General features: G+C 74.0%; 25 protein-coding genes. 15 read left to right on the plus strand and 10 right to left on the minus strand.

Going from position 1 to position 20,147, the window contains the following annotated elements; genetic code table 11:
• Window positions 1-73: 73 nt before the first annotated feature.
• Window positions 74-946, minus strand: coding sequence for an MBL fold metallo-hydrolase (locus tag LH044_RS17490; protein WP_227756877.1), 873 nt, complete (start codon window positions 944-946; stop codon window positions 74-76).
• A gap of 91 nt (window positions 947-1,037) precedes the next feature.
• Between LH044_RS17490 and LH044_RS17495 the strand changes: the two genes are divergently transcribed.
• Window positions 1,038-1,586 (plus strand): flavin reductase family protein, encoded by a 549-nt coding sequence (locus LH044_RS17495; protein ID WP_227756878.1) that lies wholly within the window; start codon window positions 1,038-1,040, stop codon window positions 1,584-1,586.
• Between the two features lie 18 nt (window positions 1,587-1,604).
• Here the strand turns inward: LH044_RS17495 and LH044_RS17500 are convergent, their stop codons facing one another.
• Window positions 1,605-2,138, minus strand: a complete 534-nt coding sequence (locus tag LH044_RS17500) for an NAD(P)H-dependent oxidoreductase (protein WP_227756879.1) — start codon at window positions 2,136-2,138, stop codon at window positions 1,605-1,607.
• Between LH044_RS17500 and LH044_RS17505 the strand changes: the two genes are divergently transcribed.
• The 3 genes from LH044_RS17505 (at window position 2,137) to LH044_RS17515 (ending at window position 5,319) form a co-directional block, all read left to right on the plus strand.
• Window positions 2,137-3,285, plus strand: coding sequence for a glycosyltransferase (locus LH044_RS17505; RefSeq protein WP_227756880.1), 1,149 nt, complete (start codon window positions 2,137-2,139; stop codon window positions 3,283-3,285). The two genes, LH044_RS17500 and LH044_RS17505, sit on opposite strands and share 2 nt — an antisense overlap.
• Window positions 3,260-3,934: a TetR/AcrR family transcriptional regulator gene (locus LH044_RS17510; RefSeq protein ID WP_227756881.1), complete on the plus strand. Its 675-nt coding sequence runs from the start codon at window positions 3,260-3,262 to the stop codon at window positions 3,932-3,934. The genes LH044_RS17505 and LH044_RS17510 overlap by 26 nt, the downstream gene beginning before the upstream one ends.
• A 119-nt stretch (window positions 3,935-4,053) precedes the next feature.
• Window positions 4,054-5,319 carry a cytochrome P450 gene (locus tag LH044_RS17515; protein WP_227756882.1) on the plus strand — a complete coding sequence of 422 codons (1,266 nt, stop codon included), beginning with the start codon at window positions 4,054-4,056 and terminating at the stop codon, window positions 5,317-5,319.
• A 16-nt stretch (window positions 5,320-5,335) separates the two neighbouring features.
• Here LH044_RS17515 and LH044_RS17520 read toward each other — a convergent pair whose 3' ends face one another.
• On the minus strand, window positions 5,336-5,989 hold the full coding sequence (locus LH044_RS17520; protein ID WP_227756883.1) for an SDR family oxidoreductase: 654 nt from the start codon (window positions 5,987-5,989) through the stop codon (window positions 5,336-5,338).
• A gap of 239 nt (window positions 5,990-6,228) precedes the next feature.
• Between LH044_RS17520 and LH044_RS17525 the strand changes: the two genes are divergently transcribed.
• From LH044_RS17525 to LH044_RS17535, 3 genes are all read left to right on the plus strand, one after another.
• Window positions 6,229-6,381 carry a hypothetical protein gene (locus LH044_RS17525; protein WP_227756884.1) on the plus strand — a complete coding sequence of 51 codons (153 nt, stop codon included), beginning with the start codon at window positions 6,229-6,231 and terminating at the stop codon, window positions 6,379-6,381.
• Between the two features lie 124 nt (window positions 6,382-6,505).
• Entirely contained in the window at window positions 6,506-7,066 is a 561-nt protein-coding gene (locus LH044_RS17530) for an RNA polymerase sigma factor (protein ID WP_227756885.1), read from the plus strand.
• Window positions 7,063-7,992: a hypothetical protein gene (locus LH044_RS17535; protein ID WP_227756886.1), complete on the plus strand. Its 930-nt coding sequence runs from the start codon at window positions 7,063-7,065 to the stop codon at window positions 7,990-7,992. The genes LH044_RS17530 and LH044_RS17535 overlap by 4 nt, the downstream gene beginning before the upstream one ends.
• A 161-nt stretch (window positions 7,993-8,153) precedes the next feature.
• On the opposite strand, the gene LH044_RS17540 is transcribed toward LH044_RS17535, so the two are convergent.
• Window positions 8,154-9,785: a pilus assembly protein TadG-related protein gene (locus tag LH044_RS17540; RefSeq protein WP_227756887.1), complete on the minus strand. Its 1,632-nt coding sequence runs from the start codon at window positions 9,783-9,785 to the stop codon at window positions 8,154-8,156.
• Window positions 9,776-10,285 (minus strand): TadE family protein, encoded by a 510-nt coding sequence (locus tag LH044_RS17545; RefSeq protein ID WP_227756888.1) that lies wholly within the window; start codon window positions 10,283-10,285, stop codon window positions 9,776-9,778. The genes LH044_RS17540 and LH044_RS17545 overlap by 10 nt, the downstream gene beginning before the upstream one ends.
• 224 nt (window positions 10,286-10,509) lie before the next feature.
• Here LH044_RS17545 and LH044_RS17550 point away from each other — a divergent pair, with 224 nt between their 5' ends.
• From LH044_RS17550 to LH044_RS17570, 5 genes are read left to right on the plus strand one after another with little or no spacing between them, the layout of a single operon-like run.
• Window positions 10,510-11,115 (plus strand): hypothetical protein, encoded by a 606-nt coding sequence (locus LH044_RS17550; protein WP_227756889.1) that lies wholly within the window; start codon window positions 10,510-10,512, stop codon window positions 11,113-11,115.
• 48 nt (window positions 11,116-11,163) lie between these two features.
• Complete coding sequence (locus LH044_RS17555) at window positions 11,164-12,192, plus strand: ABC transporter ATP-binding protein (protein ID WP_227756890.1); 1,029 nt, start codon at window positions 11,164-11,166, stop codon at window positions 12,190-12,192.
• Entirely contained in the window at window positions 12,189-12,860 is a 672-nt protein-coding gene (locus tag LH044_RS17560; RefSeq protein WP_227756891.1) for an ABC transporter permease, read from the plus strand. Before LH044_RS17555 ends, LH044_RS17560 begins: the two co-directional genes overlap by 4 nt.
• Window positions 12,857-13,561: an ABC transporter permease gene (locus tag LH044_RS17565; RefSeq protein ID WP_227756892.1), complete on the plus strand. Its 705-nt coding sequence runs from the start codon at window positions 12,857-12,859 to the stop codon at window positions 13,559-13,561. Before LH044_RS17560 ends, LH044_RS17565 begins: the two co-directional genes overlap by 4 nt.
• A 60-nt stretch (window positions 13,562-13,621) precedes the next feature.
• On the plus strand, window positions 13,622-14,548 hold the full coding sequence (locus LH044_RS17570) for an ABC transporter substrate-binding protein (RefSeq protein ID WP_227756893.1): 927 nt from the start codon (window positions 13,622-13,624) through the stop codon (window positions 14,546-14,548).
• A 69-nt stretch (window positions 14,549-14,617) separates the two neighbouring features.
• Here LH044_RS17570 and LH044_RS17575 read toward each other — a convergent pair whose 3' ends face one another.
• From LH044_RS17575 to LH044_RS17595, 5 genes are all read right to left on the minus strand, one after another.
• On the minus strand, window positions 14,618-14,968 hold the full coding sequence (locus LH044_RS17575) for a hypothetical protein (RefSeq protein ID WP_227756894.1): 351 nt from the start codon (window positions 14,966-14,968) through the stop codon (window positions 14,618-14,620).
• The gene (locus tag LH044_RS17580; RefSeq protein WP_227756895.1) at window positions 14,965-15,516 is read right to left on the minus strand and encodes a DUF3253 domain-containing protein; all 552 of its coding nucleotides are present in this window, start codon (window positions 15,514-15,516) and stop codon (window positions 14,965-14,967) included. Before LH044_RS17580 ends, LH044_RS17575 begins: the two co-directional genes overlap by 4 nt.
• Window positions 15,517-15,565: 49 nt before the next feature.
• Entirely contained in the window at window positions 15,566-16,315 is a 750-nt protein-coding gene (locus tag LH044_RS17585) for a glycoside hydrolase family 16 protein (protein WP_227756896.1), read from the minus strand.
• A 65-nt stretch (window positions 16,316-16,380) separates the two neighbouring features.
• Entirely contained in the window at window positions 16,381-17,238 is an 858-nt protein-coding gene (locus LH044_RS17590; protein ID WP_227756897.1) for a thioesterase family protein, read from the minus strand.
• A 44-nt stretch (window positions 17,239-17,282) separates the two neighbouring features.
• A complete protein-coding gene (locus tag LH044_RS17595; RefSeq protein ID WP_227756898.1) occupies window positions 17,283-18,479 on the minus strand; it encodes a thiolase family protein in 1,197 nt (398 codons plus the stop codon).
• A 154-nt stretch (window positions 18,480-18,633) separates the two neighbouring features.
• Between LH044_RS17595 and LH044_RS17600 the strand changes: the two genes are divergently transcribed.
• Genes LH044_RS17600 through LH044_RS17610 form a run of 3 tightly spaced genes read left to right on the plus strand, consistent with a single transcriptional unit; the run spans window position 18,634 to window position 20,112 of the window.
• Window positions 18,634-19,206: a hypothetical protein gene (locus tag LH044_RS17600; protein WP_227756899.1), complete on the plus strand. Its 573-nt coding sequence runs from the start codon at window positions 18,634-18,636 to the stop codon at window positions 19,204-19,206.
• Window positions 19,207-19,247: 41 nt separating this feature from the next.
• A complete protein-coding gene (locus LH044_RS17605; RefSeq protein WP_227756900.1) occupies window positions 19,248-19,691 on the plus strand; it encodes a helix-turn-helix transcriptional regulator in 444 nt (147 codons plus the stop codon).
• Window positions 19,692-19,701: 10 nt separating this feature from the next.
• The gene (locus LH044_RS17610; protein ID WP_227756901.1) at window positions 19,702-20,112 is read left to right on the plus strand and encodes a VOC family protein; all 411 of its coding nucleotides are present in this window, start codon (window positions 19,702-19,704) and stop codon (window positions 20,110-20,112) included.
• Window positions 20,113-20,147: the final 35 nt, after the last annotated feature.

A 20,147-nucleotide genomic window follows, 5' to 3' on the forward strand; every position in this document is an offset into this window, starting at 1 on the left:
GCGCGGGCCGGTCGGTGGCCGGCCGCCGCACGGCTCCGGCCGGCCGGGCAGCCGGACAGGTCGGCCGGACAGGTCAGCGGGAGAGGTCGTCGGCCGTGAAGCGGAGGGTCTCGCCCCGATCGAGGTAGTGCACCTGCGTGCCCACGTCGTCGGCGGCGTCGATCGCCCGGCGGAAGTCCTCGAGCGGCGAGCGGAACACGGTGTAGTCGTCGAAGTGGATCGGGACGGCGTGGCGCGGCCGGACGATCCGCAGCGCCTCGACGCCCTGGGCGGCGTCCATCGTGAGCATCACGCCGAGCACCTTCGTCCCGCCCAGGTGCAGGAGCGCGAGGTGGAGGTCGGGGTAGCGGCGGGGGATGTCGTGCAGCCGGTCGTGCACGAGCGTGTCGCCGGTGGTGTAGATGCGGAGATCGGTGTCGCGGCTGTCGCCGAACTCGAGCACGCTGCCCATCACCGGCGGCATCACGGCGTTGAGCGGGCCCGGCGCGTGGCGGGCCGGGGTGGCCGTGATGCGCAGGGCCCGGTCGCCGCGCCGCAGGTCCTGGTGCTCCCACGTGAGCAGCGGCCGGGCATCGGTGAACCCCTGTCGGGCCAGCTTCCGGGCCGCGTGCGGTGTCGTCACGATCGGGACGTCCTTCGGCAGGCCGTCGGCCGCCCGCTGGTCGAAGTGGTCGCCGTGGTGGTGCGACAGGACGACCACGTCGAGCGGCGGGAGCTCGCTCACGTCCATCGCGGGCTCGGTCAGACGCCGGCTCCGGAGCCCGCCTCCGAGCGGCGCGTGCTCGCCCTGGTGGAGGAAGTTCGGGTCGGTCAGCACGGTGAAGCCCCCGAAGCGCAGGAGCACGGTCGCGGTCCCGATGAAGAGGAGCTCACCCGACGCCGCATCGCCGGGATCGGCCCGCTGCGGGTCGGCGGCCAGGTCGGGGAGCTCGATCGGGGCGGGCATGGCCGCGCGCTACCCGGGCGACCCCGGGCCAGACCGGCGCCAGGCGCCGAGCGGGTGGTGATCACCCCGTCGAGCGGGAAGGTGTGTCCACGTGGTGGACGAGGCGGACGGACGGGCCGCGGCGCAGTCGGATCGGCTCGCATCGATCATCGAGGCGCTGGACCAGCCGATGGTCGTGGTGACGACGGCCTCGGGCGACGAGCGCGCCGGCTGCCTCGTGGGGTTCCACTGCCAGTCGAGCATCGACCCCGGGCGCTACGTCGTGTGGTTGTCGAAGGCGAACCACACGGGCCGGGTCGGGCTCCGGGCCTCGCACCTGGGGGTGCACTTCCTCGACCGCTCCCAGCACGGGCTGGCCGAGCGGTTCGGGACCCGCACCGGCGACGACGGCGACAAGTTCGGCGGGCTCGACCTGGCGGACGGGCCGGTGCCGCTGCTCGAGGACTGCCCGAACCGCCTGCTCGGTCGCCGCGCGGCGGCGCTCGACGAGGGCGGCGACCACGTCTGCGTCGTGCTGGAGGTCGAGGAGGTGTGGAGCGGCGACGACCTCGACCCGCTCCGCCTGTCCGACGTCTCGGACCTGGAGCCGGGGCACCCGGCCGAGGAGCGTCCGCGACCGGCGACGCACCGGGCGCGCTGAGGCGCGCCGGGCCGCCGATCAGCCGCCGGCCCCGCCGACCGCGCGGGCGACGACGTCGGCCTCGGTCGACCACCACGCCTCGATCGCGGCGGACGGGTCGTCGACCTGCTCGCCCCACACGTACAGGCCGGCGGACGGGACCCGGGCGCCGATCTCGACGAGCACGGGTCGCAGGTGGACCTCGACGGCGAGCGCGTGGGTCGGGCCGCCCCCGGTCATGAGCGGCACGACCGCGGGGACCGAGCGGAGCTCGCCGTGCTCGAACTGGTCGAGGAAGAGCTTGAGGAGCCCGGTGTACGCAGCCTTGTAGGTGGGCGACGCCACGACCACGACCGTCGCGGCCCGCACGGCGGCCTTGGCCTCGGCGACCGTGGGGTCGCCCCACTGGAGCAGCGCGGGACCGAGCACCGCCAGGTCGATCACGTGCGCGTCGCCGGCGTCGACGAGGTCGGCCAGCCGCTGGCCGAGCCGGCCCGCCACCGTGGCGGTCCGCGACGCGGCCTGGGGGTTGCCGACGACCACCACGACCGAGCGGTCCGACGAGTTCGCCATGGCGCAGGCCTACCGGCGCGAGCGGGCTCCGGTCAACGGCACCGACCGGGGTGCGGCCGGCGACCTCGCCGCCGTCATCGGCGGAGGCGGCTCGGGTAGGGCGGCGGCCGTGCCGCTCCAGGACGCCCGTCCCCTGCCCGTCACGCTGCTGGTGCCGATCCGCCACGAGCGCGTGGACGAGGGCCTGGTCGCCCACCTCGGCGAGGTCCGTCACGCGGTCGACGAGGTGCTCGTCGTCGACGGGTCCGAGGCCGCCGTCGCGGGCGCGTACCGGCGATCGCTCGACCCGACCGTCGGGCACCTCCCCGTCGACCCGGACCTGCGCCCCCTGCGGAACGGCAAGGTGGCGGGTGTGCTGACCGGGTTGCGCCTCGCCGGGTCGGACGTCGTGGTGATCGCCGATGACGACGTCCGCCACACCCGCGCCACGCTCGCCGAGCTGCTCGGACGCATCGACGGAGCGGACGCCGTCCGACCGCAGAACCACTTCGTCGCCCGGCCCGGAGCCCGGCTCCCGTGGCACGCCCGATGGGACACCGGGCGCACGCTGCTCAACCGCGCGCTCGGCGGCGACTGGCCGGGCACGTTCGCCGTCCGCAGCGCGGCACTGCACCGGACCGGCGGCTACGACGGCGACGTGCTGTTCGAGAACCTCGAGCTGCTGCGCACGGTCCGCGCCGGCGGCGGGCGCGTCGTCGACGCGCCGGACGTGTTCGTGCCGCGGCTGGCGCCGTCCGCCGCGGTGTTCCGGCGCCAGCGGGTGCGCCAGGCCTATGACTCCTTCGCCCAGCCGGCGCGCCTCGGGGCGGAGCTCGCGCTCCTGCCGCTCGCGCTGCTCCGGCCCCGATGGGTCCCTGCGGTGCTGGCGGGCGCCGTGGTCGCCGCCGAGGTGGGTCGCCGTCGCCACGACGGTCGGTCGGCGTTCGATGCCACCGCCGCGCTGTGGGCCGCGCCGTGGCTGGTCGAGCGGTCGGTGTGCTCGTGGCTCGCCGTGCTGGCGCGGGCCCGCGGCGGCGTGCGCTACTCGGGGTCCACCATCGTCGTCGCGGCCCACGGCGAGCGGGAGCTCGAGGCCCGCTGTCGTCGGGGGGAGCTCGATGCTCCACGCCTACGATGCCCGGATGCGGCACGGCCCAGGGTCTCGTGAGGAGCGGGCCGCCGCCGAAGGGCCGGTGCCGGGCAGCGCAGGGTGGTGGGCGGCGCTCGAGGACCGTTCGGCGCGACGCCGGCCGCGCGCCGACAGCCTGACGCTCGAGCGGATCGTGGCGGCGGCGATCGCGCTGGTCGATGCCGAGGGCCTCACCGCCCTCACCGTCCGCCGGCTCGCCGAGGAGCTCGGCACGGGCAGCGCCTCGCTCTACCGGCACGTCGCCAGCCGCGAGGAGCTGCTCGTGCTGATGGTCGACCACGTGATCGGCGAGGTGGACCTCCCGGCCGAGGGCGTGCCGGGTCGGGAGGGGGTGGAGCAGCTCGCGCACGAGCTGCGTCGCGTGCTGCTGGACCACGCCCAGCTCCTGCCCGCGCTGACGGCCGCGCCGCTGCTCGGCCCGAACGCGGTCCACGGCGTCGAGGTCGGGCTCCGGTGCATGCTCGACGCCGGGCACGCCGACGACCTGGCGGTCCCGGCGGTGCTGGCGCTGATCGACTTCGTCCTCGGCACCGTGTACTTCGACACGAGCAGCGCCGGGCGCAGCTTCGCCGCCGGCGAGGACGTGCGCTCCGGCGTGGCCCCCGGCGCCGACGAGGTGTTCGAGTTCGGCCTGCGCACCTTCCTCGCCGGCCTCGCCCCGGCGTGACACGGGCCGGCGCGACGCGACCGGCGCTCCGTGACCGGATGGCGAGCGCGCCGGCAGGAAATGCGATCAGCGATCGCCTATCGTGACGGGACCGCAACCGCACGTGGAGGTCCTCGACGATGACGCAGCGACTGGAGCTCGGCGACCCGCTCTTCTGGCGGCGCTCGCTCGACGAGCGCATGGCCGACTTCGCCGTCCTTCGCGAGGAGGGGCCCTTCACGAGGGCCGAGTCGGACAACCCCCTCACGGGTGTGCCCGACGAGTGGTTCGCGGTGACGCGGTACGCCGAGGTCGTCGAGGTCAGCCGTCACCCGCAGGACTACTGCTCCGGCCAGGGGTCGATCTCGATCGCCGACATGCCGACCGACGCGATGGAGTTCTTCGGGTCGTTCATCACGATGGACGATCCGCGCCACGCCCGGCAGCGGGGGATCGTCGCCCGCTCGTTCACGCCGAGGGCGTTGCAGGGGGTGCTGGACTCGGTCGAGACGATCTGCACCGAGGTCATCGACGGCATGTGCGAGAAGGGCGAGGTCGACCTCGTCGAGGCGATCTCCCAGCCGTTCCCGCTGCTCGTCATCTGCGACATGATGGGCATCCCCCGCAGCGAGTTCGGCACCGTCCTCGACGCCACGAACGTGATCCTGGGCGCCGGTGACCCCGAGATGCTCGGTGGCAAGGACGACATCATCAGCGCGCTGTTCGAGGCCGGCATCACGCTCACGACCCTGATGGGCGAGCTGGCCGAGCAGCGGCGCAAGGACCCGCAGGACGACCTCACGTCGGCCCTCGTGCACAACGACCTGGGGGAGGACATGCTCGCCCCGGAGGAGATCGCCCCGTTCTTCATCCTCCTGGCCGTGGCGGGCAACGACACCACCCGCACGGCGACGAGCATCGGCATGCACCTGCTGGGCCAGCACCCCGACCAGCGCCGGGTCTGGCAGGACGACCTCGACGCCGTCACGCCGACGGCGGTCGAGGAGATCGTCCGGATGGCGTCACCGGTGACCTTCATGCGGCGGACGGTCACGCACCCGCTCACCCTGTCGGGCCAGGACTTCGACGAGGGCGACAAGCTCGTCCTCTTCTACGGCGCCGCCAACCGCGACCCGCGGGTCTTCGACGAGCCGGAGCGATTCGACGTCCTGCGGGATCCCAACCCCCACGTCGGCTTCGGTGGGCCGGGCCCGCACTTCTGCCTGGGGGCGCACCTCGCCCGCCGGGAGCTGTCGGTCGTGTTCCGCCAGCTGCTCACGCGCCTGCCCGACATCGAGGTCGCCGGCGAGCCGACCTACCTCGAGGCGGCCGGCGTGCCGCTCGTCGGCGGCATCAAGCGGCTGCCGGTGCGCTTCACGCCCACCGCGCCGGTCGGCGTGGGCTGACCGCCGAGCGGCACCGTCACCGCTCGTAGCGGGCCAGGGCCTCGTCGATCGGGGTGGTGCCCGCGTTGAACGCGATCGTGGACCTCGCCGTGCGGGGCCGTTCCAGCACGGCGGCGATCACACGCGCGACGTCGGCGCGCGGGACGCTGCTGCCCGTCACGTCGTCGCCGACCTCGATCAGCCCCGTGCCGGGCTCCGACGTCAGGGTGCTGGGACCGAGGATCGTCCAGTCGAGGCCGGTGCGCCGGAGGTGCTCGTCGGCCGCCGCCTTCGCCTCGGCGTACGGGTGGAAGCTCGACCCGGGCGGGACGCCGTGCTCGGGGCCGGCGCCGAAGTACGACACCATCACGTAGCGCTCCACGCCGACCGCGGCGGCGGCGTCCATCGAGCGGATCGCGGCGTCGCGGTCGACCGCCCGCGTCCGCTCCGGGTCGCCGCCGCCCGCACCGGCCGACCACACGATCGCGTCGTGGCCCGCGAGCAGCGCGCCGATCCGCTCCCGGTCGAAGGCCTCGAGGTCCGCGACGACCGGGGTGGCCCCGGTGGCGGCCACGTCGTCGACGTGCGACGGGTTCCGCACGACGGCGGTCACCTCGTGCCCGGCGTCGACGAGGAGCGGGCAGAGCAGCAGGGCCACCCTGCCGTGGCCGCCGATGATCACGATCCGCACCGGGCACCTCCTCCGGGGTGCCGACGCGGGAGGCGGCACGCCCAGGAGCCTGCCCGGACGCGGGTCGCGCCGCAAACGTCGCGGCGACCCGAGGTCCGTCACCCCGCCCCTCGCCCTCGGCGCGATCCGGCGGTCCACCGGCCGATCTGCACGGCAGGTGATTGGACGGTGACCTGGCCGGGTAGGGGCCGGACATCCCCGACAGCGACGGTGCTGTCGATCCAGGAGAAGGTGATCCCATGACCATCGGTGCTGCTCTGCTCGTCATCGTCGTCGGCGTCCTCATCGCCGCGTTCGCCAACGCCACCATCGGCGGCATCGTGGCGGTGATCGGCGTCATCGGCCTCGTGATCGCCGTCCTCACCGGCGCCCGCGGCCGGGCCCGCGTCTGACGGTCCGGGCCGGCGGCCGGACCCCGCGCCACGCGGGGTCCGGCGGCCGCCCGGATCGCAACGGCTCTCCGCCCGTCGCCGGTACCGTGACCGAGGGGCTCCACTGACGTGAGCCCGTTCGAGGATGACGGCAGACGAGGCGTTCGAGACGCTGCTCACGGCGGTGCAGAGAGGTGACGAGGCGGCCGCGGCCGCGCTCTACCGCCGGGTGCAGCCGCGCCTGGTGCGGTACCTCCGCTTCGAGGAGCCGCAGGCCGCCGACGACATCGCCGCCGATGTGTGGGTGGCGATCGCGGCCAAGATCGGCGACTTCGAGGGCGGTGAGGACGGGTTCCGGGCGTGGGCCTTCACGATCGCCCGTCGCCGCGTCATCGACCACCGCCGACGGGGCATGCGGCGCCGCACGTCCAGCGCGTCACCCGAGTCGTTCGTCGACCGGGCCGACCACACCGACGGCTCCGACCCGTCGAGCTCGTTGGACTCCCAGGACGCGGTCGACCGGATCGTGGCGCTGCTCCCGCCTGTCCAGGCCGAGGTCGTGCTGCTCCGGGTCGTCGCCGACCTCGACGCCGAGACCGTCGCGAGGATGCTCGGGCGCTCCGCCAACTGGGTCCGCGTCACCCAGCACCGAGCGCTCAAGAAGCTCGCAGAGCAACTCCGCCGCCCGACGGACGTAACGCCATGAGCGGCTGGGACGATCCGGACGACGTGCTGCGGACGTCCGAACTGCCCGACGAGGTCGTCGAGGGTCTCCTCGACGGCACCCTCGCGCCCGAGGAGGCGCCGGTCGGCTACGCCGACGTGGCGGCGCTCCTGCAGTCGGCGCGCCACCTCCCGGGCACGGACGAGCTCCCCGGTGCCGAGGCGGCGATCGCCGCGCTCGTGGCCGACGGCACCGCCGCCAGCGGCACGCTGGTCCAGCCGGTCGACGAGGTCGCCGACCGCCGGCGACGCCGGGTGCTCGGACGCCCGGCCAAGGCGGTGATCGCCGGCGTCGTCGTCGCCACCACGCTGGGCGGCGTGGCGGCCGCCGCGACCGGTCACCTGCCGATCCCCGGGATCACGAGCGACCCCACGACCACGACCGTCCCGTCGACCACGGTGGGCGACGGCGGCGATGGCGCCACGGACGACGCCGACCGCCCGGACCGCGGCTCGGACGGGGGCTCGACCTCCACGACCGGCTGGATCGTCCCCGCACCGCCCGAGGTCGTCCCCGGCTCCGGCCCCGACACCGTCCCCGGTCCCCCCGGCGCGCCGGGCGTGACGTCCGCCGACGAGGCGGCGCCGGGTCGGTCGGGCGACGCGAACCCGGGCGCCGGCCAGAGCGGCACGGGCGCCGCCGCCTCCGAGGCCAAGGGCGCGAACGGCGGCGGGAGCACGAACGGCGCAGCCAACGGCGGCGGCGCGAACGGGCAGTCCAAGGGTGGCGGCAGCACGAACGGCGCTGCCAACGGCGGCGGCGCGAACGGCAACGGCGGCACCTCGTCGAACGCCGGCGGGACCACGCCGACCGCCCCACCCGCGGCCGGGGGCAGCGGCCAGGGCGCCGTCAACGGCCAGGGCAGCGGTGCCGTGAACGGCACCGGCCGGGCCGGCCGCACGGGCTGATCGCGACCGGCTGCGACGGCCCTTCGCCACGGCGAAGGGCCTCCGCCACTGCGCGCGCTGGCCCTCTGCGGTCGAGCGGTCCAGTGCACCGGGACGTCAGCGCTCGAGGCCGCGGGACGTCGGTGCGCGAGGCGCCAGGGACGTCGGTCGGCGCCGGGGCGTCAGTGCACCAGGCGGACGATGGGTCGAGCGGTCTGGTAGCCGAACTGCAGGTCGGCGATGCCCGAGGGCGTCTGGATCAGCGCCGGCTCGAACACCCAGGCGTCGATCGCGTCCAACTTCGTGTTCCCGTTGTTCGGGTACAGCCGGTACATGTAGATCGACCAGAAGCGCACGAGCTGCATGGCCGTGCTGCCACCGCTGCCGAAGTTCTTGACCACCGGGATCATGCCGAACCGGGGGTCGGTCACCATCCCGTTGTTGAACATCGGCCAGAACGTCGCAGCATCGGTCAGGCTCGCGAGCTTGGCGTCCACGGTCGTGGCGTCCAGGCCGCACGTGGTCGTGAGGTAGGTCTTCGCCTGAGCGAGGGTGAACTCGGTCCCGACGCCGGTCGAGGGGTCGATCGGCTTGGTCGGGTCGATGAAGAACTCGGTCTGGGCGGCGTGGCCCTGGCTGTACGAGCCGCCGTAGTCGAACCGGTAGGTCTTCATGAAGCAGGCGAGCTTGGCGTCGCCGGTCGCCCAGGTCGAGCTCGTCGACGGCGTCGACGAGCTGGCGCCGGGGAAGAAGAGGGTCTGGTACGCCGGCTTCATCCAGGTGTAGGCGTGCCGGCCGTTGATCTTGTCGCCCAGCACGGTGATCGACGGCCCCGGCCCGGGCGAGTCGGCCCAGTGCGTGCAGCCCTCCGGATCGGTCTGCGTGAGGTTCTCGTCGGTGAGGTCGGGGCGCTTGAGGCGACCGCAGAAGAGGAGGTCGCCGTCGTCGGTGCTGATGGTCGCGTTGTCGATCACGCCGTCGGTCAGCGGCGGCACGTTGTTGCCCGTGAACGGGACGAGGTGGTTGGCCTCGAGCGTCGACGACACGTTGGTCGTCGTGCACGGCGACTGCAGGTTGACGTCGCACACCTTCGGCGTGCCGGTGCCGTAGATCGCCAGGGCGTGGTCGATGCCCATCGAGTAGTTGATCCGCAGCGAGTCCTGCTGGGCGTTCGACGTGGGCTTGAACAGGCTGACGCGCCGGGCGTCGAACGACCCGAAGTTGCCGCTCGTGCGCGAGGCGCAGCCGACGTTGTTGCCGCCGTTCTCGATGCAGAGGTTGCCGCTGCCCGAGGCCGCGGCCACGGTCGCCGGGATGATGCGGTCGTCGCGCTTGAGCTTGGCCTCGGCGATGGCATCCGCCGCCACGGCGACGGAGTCGACGCCGATGACGCCGGCGAAGTACGTCTTGACCGCCTTGTCGGGCACCACCACTCTCACGCGGGAGAACGCCTCGTCGATCGAGATGCACTGGTTCGAGTTGGAGAGGTCCGCCATGTTGGCGAGGTGCTCCGGGTCCTTGCAGCCGATCCAGGCGGAGCCCGGCACGTCGAAGTTCTGCAGCGCGTAGGCCTTGGCGGTGGCCACGACCTTGACCGGGTCGGGCAGGTCCTGGGCCGCCGCCAGCGCGGCGGCGTCGGCCGTCGCCTGGGCCTGGCGCTTCTGCTGACGTGCGTTGGCGAGGTCGACCGCGATCGCCGTCACGGTGAGCATCGCCACGAGGAGCAGCGCGGCGATGATGAGGAAGGCGCCGCGCTCGTCCCGGGTGCGCCCGAGCGTGCGGCGCCGGAGCGCCCGTGCTGCGCTCAGCACCATGACCAGCTCTGCCCGGCCGGCGGGGCGTCCTGGTAGGCGGTGATCGGCTCGGCGTCGTCGATCTGCTCGATCCGCATCGACAGCTTCGACTTGGCCATCGACCCGTTGAGGATCGCCGAGAAGAGGCCGGTCAGCGACCGGAACGGGTACATCGCGCACACCTTGACCTGGTCGCCCGGCGCGTAGTTCGCCGGGAGGACGATCTTGACCTTGGTGTCGGAGGTGTTGAGGCCGATGCGGGCCCGCGTCACGCACGCCGCCCTCGCGGACGACGAGCCGGTGGTGCAGCCGTCGGTGCCCCAGTCCGCCACCACGATCTGACGGGCGCCCTCCCGCACCCCCTGCCGGACCGAGTTGTAGTCGTTGAAGGCCATCCCGAAGTCGATGATCCCCATGACGAGGAGGACGAAGATCGGGACGACGAGCGCGAACTCGACCAGCGCCGCGCCGCGCTCCCGTCGTCTCCCTCCGTGTACCTGGCGATGCGACCGTCGTCCCACCGGCTGTCCTCCTCGTGCGGGTCAGCTGGGGGATCGATCGCACCCCGGGGGTCGTTACGCGACCCGGCGTGAATGATCCGTTCGACCTAGCCCGGTGGTGGGACCCGCACCTCGAGGGGCGACCGGTGTAACGGTGCGGCCGTCCGCAGCGATCCACCCGACACATGTGGCGACCGGCCGCCGGCCGGTCCTGAGCTGGGGAGCCGTACATGCGCGTACGTCGGATGTCGACCAGGACCGCCGTTGGGGCCGCCGCCGCGGTGCTCGGGCTGACCGGGGTGGCGGCTGCGGCCGGATCACTGCCGGTCGGCTCCGAGGGCCGCGCCGTCGTCGCCGCCGAGGCCGACGAGTCGACGACCAGCACGGCGCCCGACGACACCACCACCACGACCGAGGCCACGACGACGACCGAGTCGACCACGACGACGGAGTCGACGACCACGACCACCGAGGCGCCCACCACCACGGCGCCACCGGCGACCGAGGGTGGGCAGGGTCCCGACGCGACCGGCCCCGCCAAGCACGGGTTGTGCACCGCGTTCGGCGACCGGGCCGAGCTGCCCGAGGGCTCGGTGGCCGCCCGCAACCTCGCGGCCGCCGCGAGCGAGGCCGGCCAGAGCATCGCGGAGTTCTGCGCGGACGTGACCAAGCCCGGCCGATCCGCCTCCGCGCCCGGTCACGCCGGGAGCACCGGCAGCGCCGCCGGCGCTCCCGGCGCGGGCTCGTCGGGCTCGAAGTCCGCGAAGGCCGACCCGCCCGCGGGCCCGCCCGCCGGCAAGGGCCGACCGGCCGATCCGGGCGCCGCGGGCAAGGGGCGCGCCGCCGGCTGAGCCCGAGGGGGACGCGGGGCGTCCGAGCGCCGCTAACGTCCCTCGACCATGGGCGATGCCGCCGAGGGTGCCCCGGCTCCGGCGATCGAGCTCCGCGACGTCACCAAGGTGTACGCGGGATCGACCGATCCGGCCGTCGACGGTCTGACACTCGACGTGCCCGCCGGGGAGCTCGTGGTGCTCGTCGGCCCGTCGGGGTGCGGCAAGACCACGACCCTGCGCATGCTCAACCGGCTCGAGGAGCCGACGTCGGGGGAGATCCGGATCCTCGGCGAGGACGTGCGGTCCCGCCCGGTGCACGAGCTGCGGCGCCAGATCGGCTACGTGATCCAGGGCGTGGGGCTCTTCCCGCACCTGACCATCGCGGAGAACATCGCCACCGTGCCCCGGCTGCTCGGCTGGCCCCGCGACCGGCGGACGGCGCGCATCGACGAGCTCGCCGACCTGGTCGATCTCGACCGGTCGATGCTGTCGCGGTACCCGGCGGAGCTCTCGGGCGGGCAGCAGCAGCGGGTGGGCGTCGCCCGGGCGCTCGCCGCCGACCCGCCGGTGCTGCTGATGGACGAGCCGTACAGCGCGGTCGATCCGATCGTCCGCGCCCGGCTGCAGGACGAGCTCGTGGAGCTCCACCAGCGGCTGGGGACCACGATCGTCCTGGTCACCCACGACATCGACGAGGCGATCAAGGTCGGTGACCGGATCGCGGTGCTGGCCGTCGGCGGGCGGCTGGCCCAGTACGCCACCCCGGTGGACCTGCTCGGCGCGCCGGCGTCGGACTTCGTCGCCTCGTTCCTCGGCGGGGAGCGGAGCCTGCGCCGCCTGGCGCTCGTCCCGCTCGGCGATCTCGAGCTGGACCCGCTCGACGGGCCGGTCGACTCCGCCCCGACCATGGACGTCAGGGGCACCGCGAGGGAGGCGCTCGACGTGCTGCTGCGCAGCGGCGCGGCGTCGGTCGTCGTGACCCGCGACGGCACCGCCCTCGGCAGCGTGGGCCTGGCGACGCTGAGCGCCACCGTGCGCGACGGCGCCGACGGCGCCGACGGCGACGGCGCCGATGGCAACGGGTCGCCGGCGTGATCGTCGCCCAGGCCGACGAGCCGCTGATCCGCTGGGACTGGCTGGCGGACCACACCGACGACCTGTGGGAGCGCACCGCCCAGCACCTCACGCTGACCGTCGTGTCGATGTTCCTCGGCCTGGTGCTCGCCGCCGGCCTCGCCTTCGTGATCCGGCGGTGGCGCTGGACGAACGGTCCGATCACCGCGCTCAACACGCTGCTCTACGCGATCCCGAGCGTCGCGCTGTTCGCCGCCCTCATCCCGTGGCTCGGCACCGGCATCGCGGTGCCGATCGTGGCGCTCACGACCTACAGCCTCGTCGTGCTCACGCCCTACCTGGTCGCGTCGTTCGACGGGGTGCCCCCCGCGAGCGTCGACGCGGCCGACGGCATGGGCTACACCGCCCGCCAGCGGTTCTGGAGGGTCGAGCTGCCGCTGGCGATGCCGACGATCATCGGCGGGGTGCGGATCGCGACGGTCACGATCATCGGACTCGTGACCGTCGGCGGCCTGTTCGACCTCGGCGGGTTCGGCAACCTGATCGACAACGGCCTGACGCGCGACTTCCCGACGCTGATCGTCGTCGGGGTCGTGCTGTCGGTCGTGCTCGCGACGATCGCCGACCTCGTGCTGGTGGTCGCCGGCCGGCTGCTCAGCCCGTGGCGCTACCGGGGGTCGGACCGGTGAACGGCCTCTGGGTGTTCTTCACCTCGTCCGAGAGCTGGCGGGGCGACAACGGCATCTGGGCCCGCCTGCTGGCGCACGTGTGGGTGTGCGTCCTGGCGCTGGCCGCGGCCGGGGTGCTCGCGATCCCGGGCGGCCTGGCGCTCGGCCGTCGGCGCCGCGGGCAGGTCGTCGCCTCGGCGGTCGCCAACATCGGTCGGGCCATCCCGTCGCTGGCGGTCCTCGCCTTCGTCGTCGCCGCCGGCGGCGGGATCGGGTTCCTGCCGACGTTCGTCGCGATGTTCGCCCTGGCGGTGCCGCCCATGTTCGTGTCGACCGCGACCGCGATCGCCGAGCTGGACCGCGACGTGATCGACGCCGGGCGCGGGCTCGGCATGACGCCCCTCGGGCTCCTGCGCCGGGTCGAGCTGCCGCTCGCGTCGCCGCTCATCCTGTCGGGCGTGCGGATCGCCACCGGCCAGGTCATCGCGACGGCGACGCTCGGCGCGTTCGTCGGGTACAACACGCTCGGCCGCTTCATCACGCTCGGCCGCGCCAACCGAGACGACGGCATGCTCTACGGCGGCGTGGTCCTGGTGGTCGGACTGGCGCTGATCGCGGACGTCGGGATCCGTGCGGTGGCCCGGGCGGCCACGCCGTGGGAGGCCCGCGGTCGTACTGCGAAGGGCCCGTCCGCGCCGGCGGCGGGTGCCGAGCTGCAATAGCCGACTAGGTTGGTCGGAAATTCGCCCGGTTCGCCGGGTGGGCACCCAACGGAGGGGACCATGCGTGTGAACCGCAAGCTCGCAGCCGTCGTCGCGCTCATCGCCGCAGTGGCGGTGATCGCTGTCGGATGTGGCGACGACAAGGACGACTCGTCGTCGTCGGGCTCGGAGTCGTCATCGAAGCCAGAGATCAAGATCGGGACCCAGGCCTTCGGCGAGTCGGAGATCCTCGGCCAGATCTACGGGCAGGTCCTCGAGTCGCAGGGCTACAAGGTCACGTACCAGAGCTTCAAGGACCGGGCCGCGATCTACGCCGCCGTCGACTCGGGCGACATCAACTTCGTGCCCGAGTACGCGGCCAGCGCCGTCGAGTTCCTGAACGGCAACGCCGGCGAGGCGTCCCCCGACGTCGACGCCACGGTGAAGGCGCTGCAGGCGCAGCTGGCCAAGCAGGGCCTCGTCGCGCTCGAGCCGTCCGAGGCCGTCGACAGCAACTCCCTGGTCGTGACGAAGGAGACGTCGACCTCGGAGAACGTGACGAAGATCTCCGACCTGAAGGAGGGCATCAAGCTCGGCGGCCCGCAGGACTGCCCGTCCAACGCCGGCTGCCTCCCCGCCCTCAAATCGACGTACGGGATCGACCTGTCCTCCACGTTCGTGCCGCTCGACGCGTCGGGCCCGCTGACCAAGTCCGCGCTGAAGGAGGGCGACGTCCAGGTCGCGGTGATCTTCTCGACCGACAGCGCGATCGCCGAGAACGGCTGGGTCGTGCTCGAGGACGACAAGGGCATCTTCAACGCCGACAACATCATCCCGGTCGTCACCCAGGCGCTGGCCGACGACGCCGACCTGGTGAAGCTGGTGAACGACACGTCGGCCGCCATCACGACGGCGAACCTGACCGCCCTGAACAAGCAGTACGACGTCGACAAGGAGGACGCCGACGCCATCGCCGAGGCCTTCATCGCCGACAACGACCTCGGCTGACCTCGCACCGACCGAGCTCGAGCGACGCCCGCGACCCCCGGGTCGCGGGCGTCGCCGCGTCCGGACGCCCTACCCCGTGAGCCGGTCGAGCCGTTGGAGCAGGTCGTGCGCCGCGAGCTCGACCGCCTTGTGGCGCCACTCCGCCGCCCGGTACACGCAGGCGATCAGGGCCGTGCGGTGGACCCGCCGGAAGTCGCCGTAGACGAAGGCGTACCTCGCCTTCGTGCCGTCGGTCGCCCCCTCGGTCAGGCCCAGGTGCCACTCGGCGTACTCGTCCCAGCCGTGGCGCTCGAGGAAGGCGTTCTGCTCGGCCGCGCCCGGCTGCGCGGCACCCCAGTCGCTGTCGAGCACGTACTGGCGGGCGTCGATGAGCGCCTCGGCGCGGGCGACGGCCGCGGGGTTGACCTCGTACCGGCTCACCGGCGCCCCTCCTGTCCGACGAGCCCGATCCGGACGGGCCCGCGCAGCGGCTCGGCGGGATCGAGGGCGCGGCCGCGGGCGAGGATCCGGACCTCGCCGTCGGCGGCGAGCTCGACCGCCGCGGCCCGCGCCGCGTCCATGCGGTCCCGCCAGCGCTCGGCACCGACCACCCTCGCGGCGTCGCTCGGGCAGATCGACCGGTCGGCTCCCCGGTGGCGGCAGAGCGCCAGGATCGTGGCGCGCAGCCGCTCGTCGGTCGCCTCGGGCGTCGGCTCCTCCCACCAGGCGCGGCCGCGCTCGCCGAGCGCCACCTTGGCGTCCTGCACGCGGCGCCGGGCCGCGTGCTCGGCCGCCTCGTCGTGGCCCCGCCGTGCGGCGCCGACCGCTCGGCGCGCCGCCATCAGCTCGTCGACGAGCTCGGCGCGCAGGCGGTCGGGGATGGCCGGGTCGGTGGCCCGCCAGGACCGTCCGTCGATCCGCACGTGGTGCTCGGCCGTGGCCCGTGGCCCCACGGTCACGGGATCGGGGCCGGCGACATGGTCGTCCATGGGACGTCCGTACCCGTTCCGGGCCCGGTCGCGCCCCACCGGTCCCGGGTCACCCGGGCTCGCACCGGACGCGCGAGACCACCAGCTCCGGCGTGGGCACGTCGCCGTCGGTGGCCTTGGCGGGGAAGTCGAACACGCCGATCATCAGCTGCACCGGGTAGTCGGGCGCCTCGTCGACCCGGCGGACGACCTCGCCGTCGACGTCGAAGGTCAGCGCATCGGGTCGCCAGTCGACGCCGTAGGTGTGGGGCTCGGCGACGTCGAGCGGCAGCGGGACCGCCCGGAAGTCCTCGTGCAGCGCCGGATCCCGGAACGCCTTGACGCCGATGCCCACCTCGGCGGACCCGGGGCTCACCGCGTCGCCGAAGATCTCCGCCACGCAGATCTCGCCGGAGCGCTCGGGCCGGTCCTCGATGCCCGACATCCAGAACGCCACCATCGACCGGGGCGAGATCGTGGCCCGCATCGTGACCTCGACGCGGCCGCCGAGCGGCGTGCACCCCCACCACGTGGGCTGCTCCTCCCGCACCTCGAGGCCGCGGCGGAACGGCTGGGGTCCGTCGGTGCTGCCGACGGGCCCCGACCGGTTGCCGCTCTGGATGCACGACACGCGCAGCGGCTCCTCGTGCGTGTCGGCGCACCACCGGCCCTGCTCCGGCGGGATCGTGAGGTGCAGGCCGTCGTCGCCGACGCGCCAGGTCGCTGCCGCTGCGGCCCGCGAGCTCCAGTGCGGCAGGTAGCTGGCGAGCCAGCGCCGCTCGTCGAGCCGGTCGAAGCGGTCGTCCAGGACGGGATCCATGGCGACATCCTCGCCCGGGCGGACCGCTGCGGGCCGGTCCGAGCGGGCGCCGCGCCGGGCGGTCCTCAGCTCACCCGGATGCCGGCGAGCTGCGTCGACTGCGCGACCAGGCGGCCCAGCCGGTCCCAGACGTGGCAGCTCTCGTCGACGAGGTCGCCCGAGATCATGTGGGCGCGGTGCAGCACGCGCACCGGCCCCGGCGCCGGCAGGGCGCGGACGTACGCCGTGAGCTCGAGCGTCGGCACCCAGCCCGACGGCGCCACGTCGAAGGTGGCGGGCGGGAAGGCGTCGACCGCGAACAGGAGGGAGCACGGGTCGAACGCCGCCCCGCCCGGGAGCGACAGCCAGCCGCGCAGCTCGCCCCGGCCGGTCGGCCGGCCGGCGGCGAACTCGAGCGACGAGGGGTCGAGCCGGAGATCGACCTGGCGCAGCAGCGGGACGTCCATGCCGGTCGGCGTGGGGCCCAGGATCCGCACGGCGTCGTCGTGGTCGGTCGTCCCGGGGTCGGGGACACCGCCCGACCACTGCGGCTCGGCGCCCTCGTCGAGGTGCCCCACCGTGAGGACCGCCTCGACGCAGACGTCGCCGGCCTGGTCCAGGCGGCACCGCACCTGGTCCACCGAGCGGCCCGAGCGGAGGAGCTCGGTCGAGATGCTCGCCGGGCCGACCTCGGGCGAGCGCACGAAGTGGGCGCTGGCGGCGAGCACGTGGTCCTGACCTCCCACGACCGTGGCGGCCCGCCCCAGCATCGCCAGGAGCGACCCGCCGTTCGGCCGGTCGGCGATGCCCCAGTCCGCGTCGAGCTCGACGGCGAACCCGCCGTGGTCGAGCGGTTCGAGCGCGGTCACCCGGTCGAAGGACCGGGGCTCGGCCGTCCCCGGCGCGTCCGCGGTCGCCGTCGGCGCCGACCCGTCGGCCGTCACGGGGCGCACCCCCGTCGCCGCGGGTCGGTCGGTGGAGCGGCGCATCAGCGGGCCAGCTCGTAGAGCGTGGCGTTGGCGAGGCCGCCGGCCTCGCACATCACCTGGAGGCCGAAGCGGGCGTCGCGCTGCTCCATGGCGTTCACCAGGGTCGTCGCGAGGCGGGTGCCCGAGGCGCCGAGCGGGTGGCCGAGGGCGATGGCGCCGCCGTGCACGTTGACCCGGTCGAGGTCGGCACCGAGCTCGTCGGCCCAGGCCAGCACCACCGGGGCGAAGGCCTCGTTCACCTCGAACAGGTCGATGTCGTCGATGCCCAGGCCGGCCCGGTCGAGGAGCTTGCGCGTGGCGGGGATGACGCCGGTGAGCATGAAGAGCGGGTCGTCGCCCTCGACGACCGTCGAGCGGACCACGGCGCGGACCGGCAGCCCGAGGGCGTCGGCCCGCTCCCGGCTGGCGACCAGGACGGCGGCGGCACCGTCGGTGAGCTGGGAGGAGGTGCCGGCGGTGACGGACCAGCGGATCTGCGGGAACCGCTCCGACCAGTACGGGTGCTCGAAGGCGGGACGCAGCGCGCCCAGGCGGTCGAGCGACGTCTCACGGATGCCCTCGTCGGAGGAGACGACGGTCAGGCCGCCGTCGCCGTCGGCGACCTTGATCGGCGCGATCTCGCCGTCGAAGCGGCCCTCGGCGCGGGCCGCGGCCGCGAGCTCCTGCGAGCGGAGCCCGAACTCGTCGAGCCGTCGGCGGTCCAGGTCCCACCTCGCCGCGATCAGCTCGGCGGCGACGCCCTGCGGCACGAAGCCGTCCGGGTAGCGCGCCGACAGCCGCTCGCCGTCGAGGTCGTCGGTGCCGGCCGCGGAGGAGCCCATCGGGACCCGGCTCATGGACTCGACGCCGCCGGCGACCACCAGGTCGTACGCCCCGGCGAGCACCCCCTGCGCCGCGAAGCTGATCGCCTGCTGCGAGGACCCGCACTGCCGGTCGACCGTCGTGGCCGGCACCCGCTCGGGGTAGCCGGCGGCGAGCGCGCCCCGGCGGGCGACGTTGACGCCCTGCTCGCCGACCTGGCTCACGGCGCCGACGATCACGTCGTCCACCACGGCGCCGTCGAGGTCGTTTCGCTCGAGCAGCGCGGCCAGCGGGTGGGCGAGCAGGTCCACCGCGTGGACGCCGGCGAGGGCGCCACCGGGCTTGCCCTTGCCGAGCGGCGTGCGGACGGCGTCGACGATCACTGCCTCGGTCATGTCAGCTCCTCTGCTCGTGGGTGCGGCCTGCACTCCATTGCATGATGCAAGGGACAATAGGACCAGTCGACAGCAGCGACAACGGGTTGCGCCGGACGTCACAGCGCACCGGTCCGTGCGCACCCGGCACGGCGATCGACGGCAGACTCGTGGGATGCGTGTCGGGATCGCGCACCACCTCGGCTGGGCCGTCGTCGTCACCGCGACCGACGACCACGTGGTGGTGGACCGCCGACGCATCGAGCTGGTCGGACCCGGTCTCCCGCCCGCCCCGGTGCACCACGAGGGCGGGCCGCACGAGATGCACCGGACCGGCGACCTGCTCGACGACGACGAGCTCGCAGCGCTCGTGGCCGAGGTCCGCTCGTCGGTGGCGGCCTGCGCCGCGGGCGCGCTGGCGGCGCTCGAGGCGGACGTCGGACCAGTCTCGTCCGTGTCGGTCCGCGCCTGGCCGGACGACTTCCCGACCGACGTGGCGACGCAGCGCCGGGTGCCCCACGAGAGCCGCGCCGACTCGGTGATGTACTGCCAGGTGCTCGCCTCGGCCGCGGCCGACCGGGGCTGGGCCGTCCACCGCTACGACGCCGGGCGGGTGGAGGCGGAGGCCGCGGCGCAACTCGGTGACCGGGCCGAGGAGGTCCTCCGTGGGCCGCGCGCCCGCCTCGGGCCGCCGTGGGCGAAGGACCACCGGACGGCGCTCGCCGCCACCGTCGTCGCACCGAGCTGACCGGGGTCCGGACCGTCGTCGGCGTGTGGCACCATCGGTCGATGGCCGGGCCCCACCTCGACGACCAGCGCATGGTCGACCTCGTGCTGCTCCGCGGCGTCCGCGACCGGATCGACCGGGACTACGCCGAGCCGCTCGACGTGGAGGCGCTGGCCCGGGGGGCGCACATGTCGGCCGGCCACCTCAGCCGGCAGTTCCGGCAGGCGTTCGGCGAGTCGCCCTACAGCTACCTGATGACACGCCGGATCGAGCGGGCGATGGCCCTGCTCCGCCTCGGCGAGATGAGCGTCACCGACGTGTGCTTCGCCGTCGGCTTCTCGTCGCTCGGCACCTTCAGCACCAGGTTCAGCGAGCTCGTGGGCATGCCGCCGAGCGAGTACCGGCGGAAGGCGGCCCGCTCGACCGAGGGCATCCCGCCCTGCGTCGCCAAGCAGGTCACCAGACCGATCAGGAATCGAGAAGCTCCGTCCCGACCGCGCCCTTAGCGTCGACGGCATGGAACTCACGATCAACTCCAGCTTCCTCCCGCACCTCGATCCCGACGCCTCCCTGGCCTTCTACCGGGACGTGCTCGGCTTCGACGTCCGGCTCGACGTCGGCTACGAGGACATGCGGTGGATCACGGTCGGTCCCCCCGGGCAGGAGGACACCGCGATCGTGCTGCACCCCCCGGCCGCGACCCCGGGGCTGACCGACGAGGAGCGGACGACGCTGCTCGAGGTCATCGCCAAGGGCAGCTACTTCGGCGTCAACCTCGCGACGCCCGACCTCGACGACACGTTCGCCCGGCTCGAGTCGAGCGGCGCCGACATCGTCCAGGAGCCGATCCAGCAGGACTACGGCGTGCGGGACTGCGCGGTCCGGGACCCAGCGGGCAACATGATCCGCATCCAGGAGAAGGCCTGACCGAGCGGCCGGGCGGAGCGGCCCGTCGCCGCTCC

Origin of the sequence: Dermatobacter hominis, assembly GCF_020715685.1 — a bacterium.
GTDB classification, from domain to species: Bacteria; Actinomycetota; Acidimicrobiia; order Acidimicrobiales; family Microtrichaceae; genus Dermatobacter; species Dermatobacter hominis.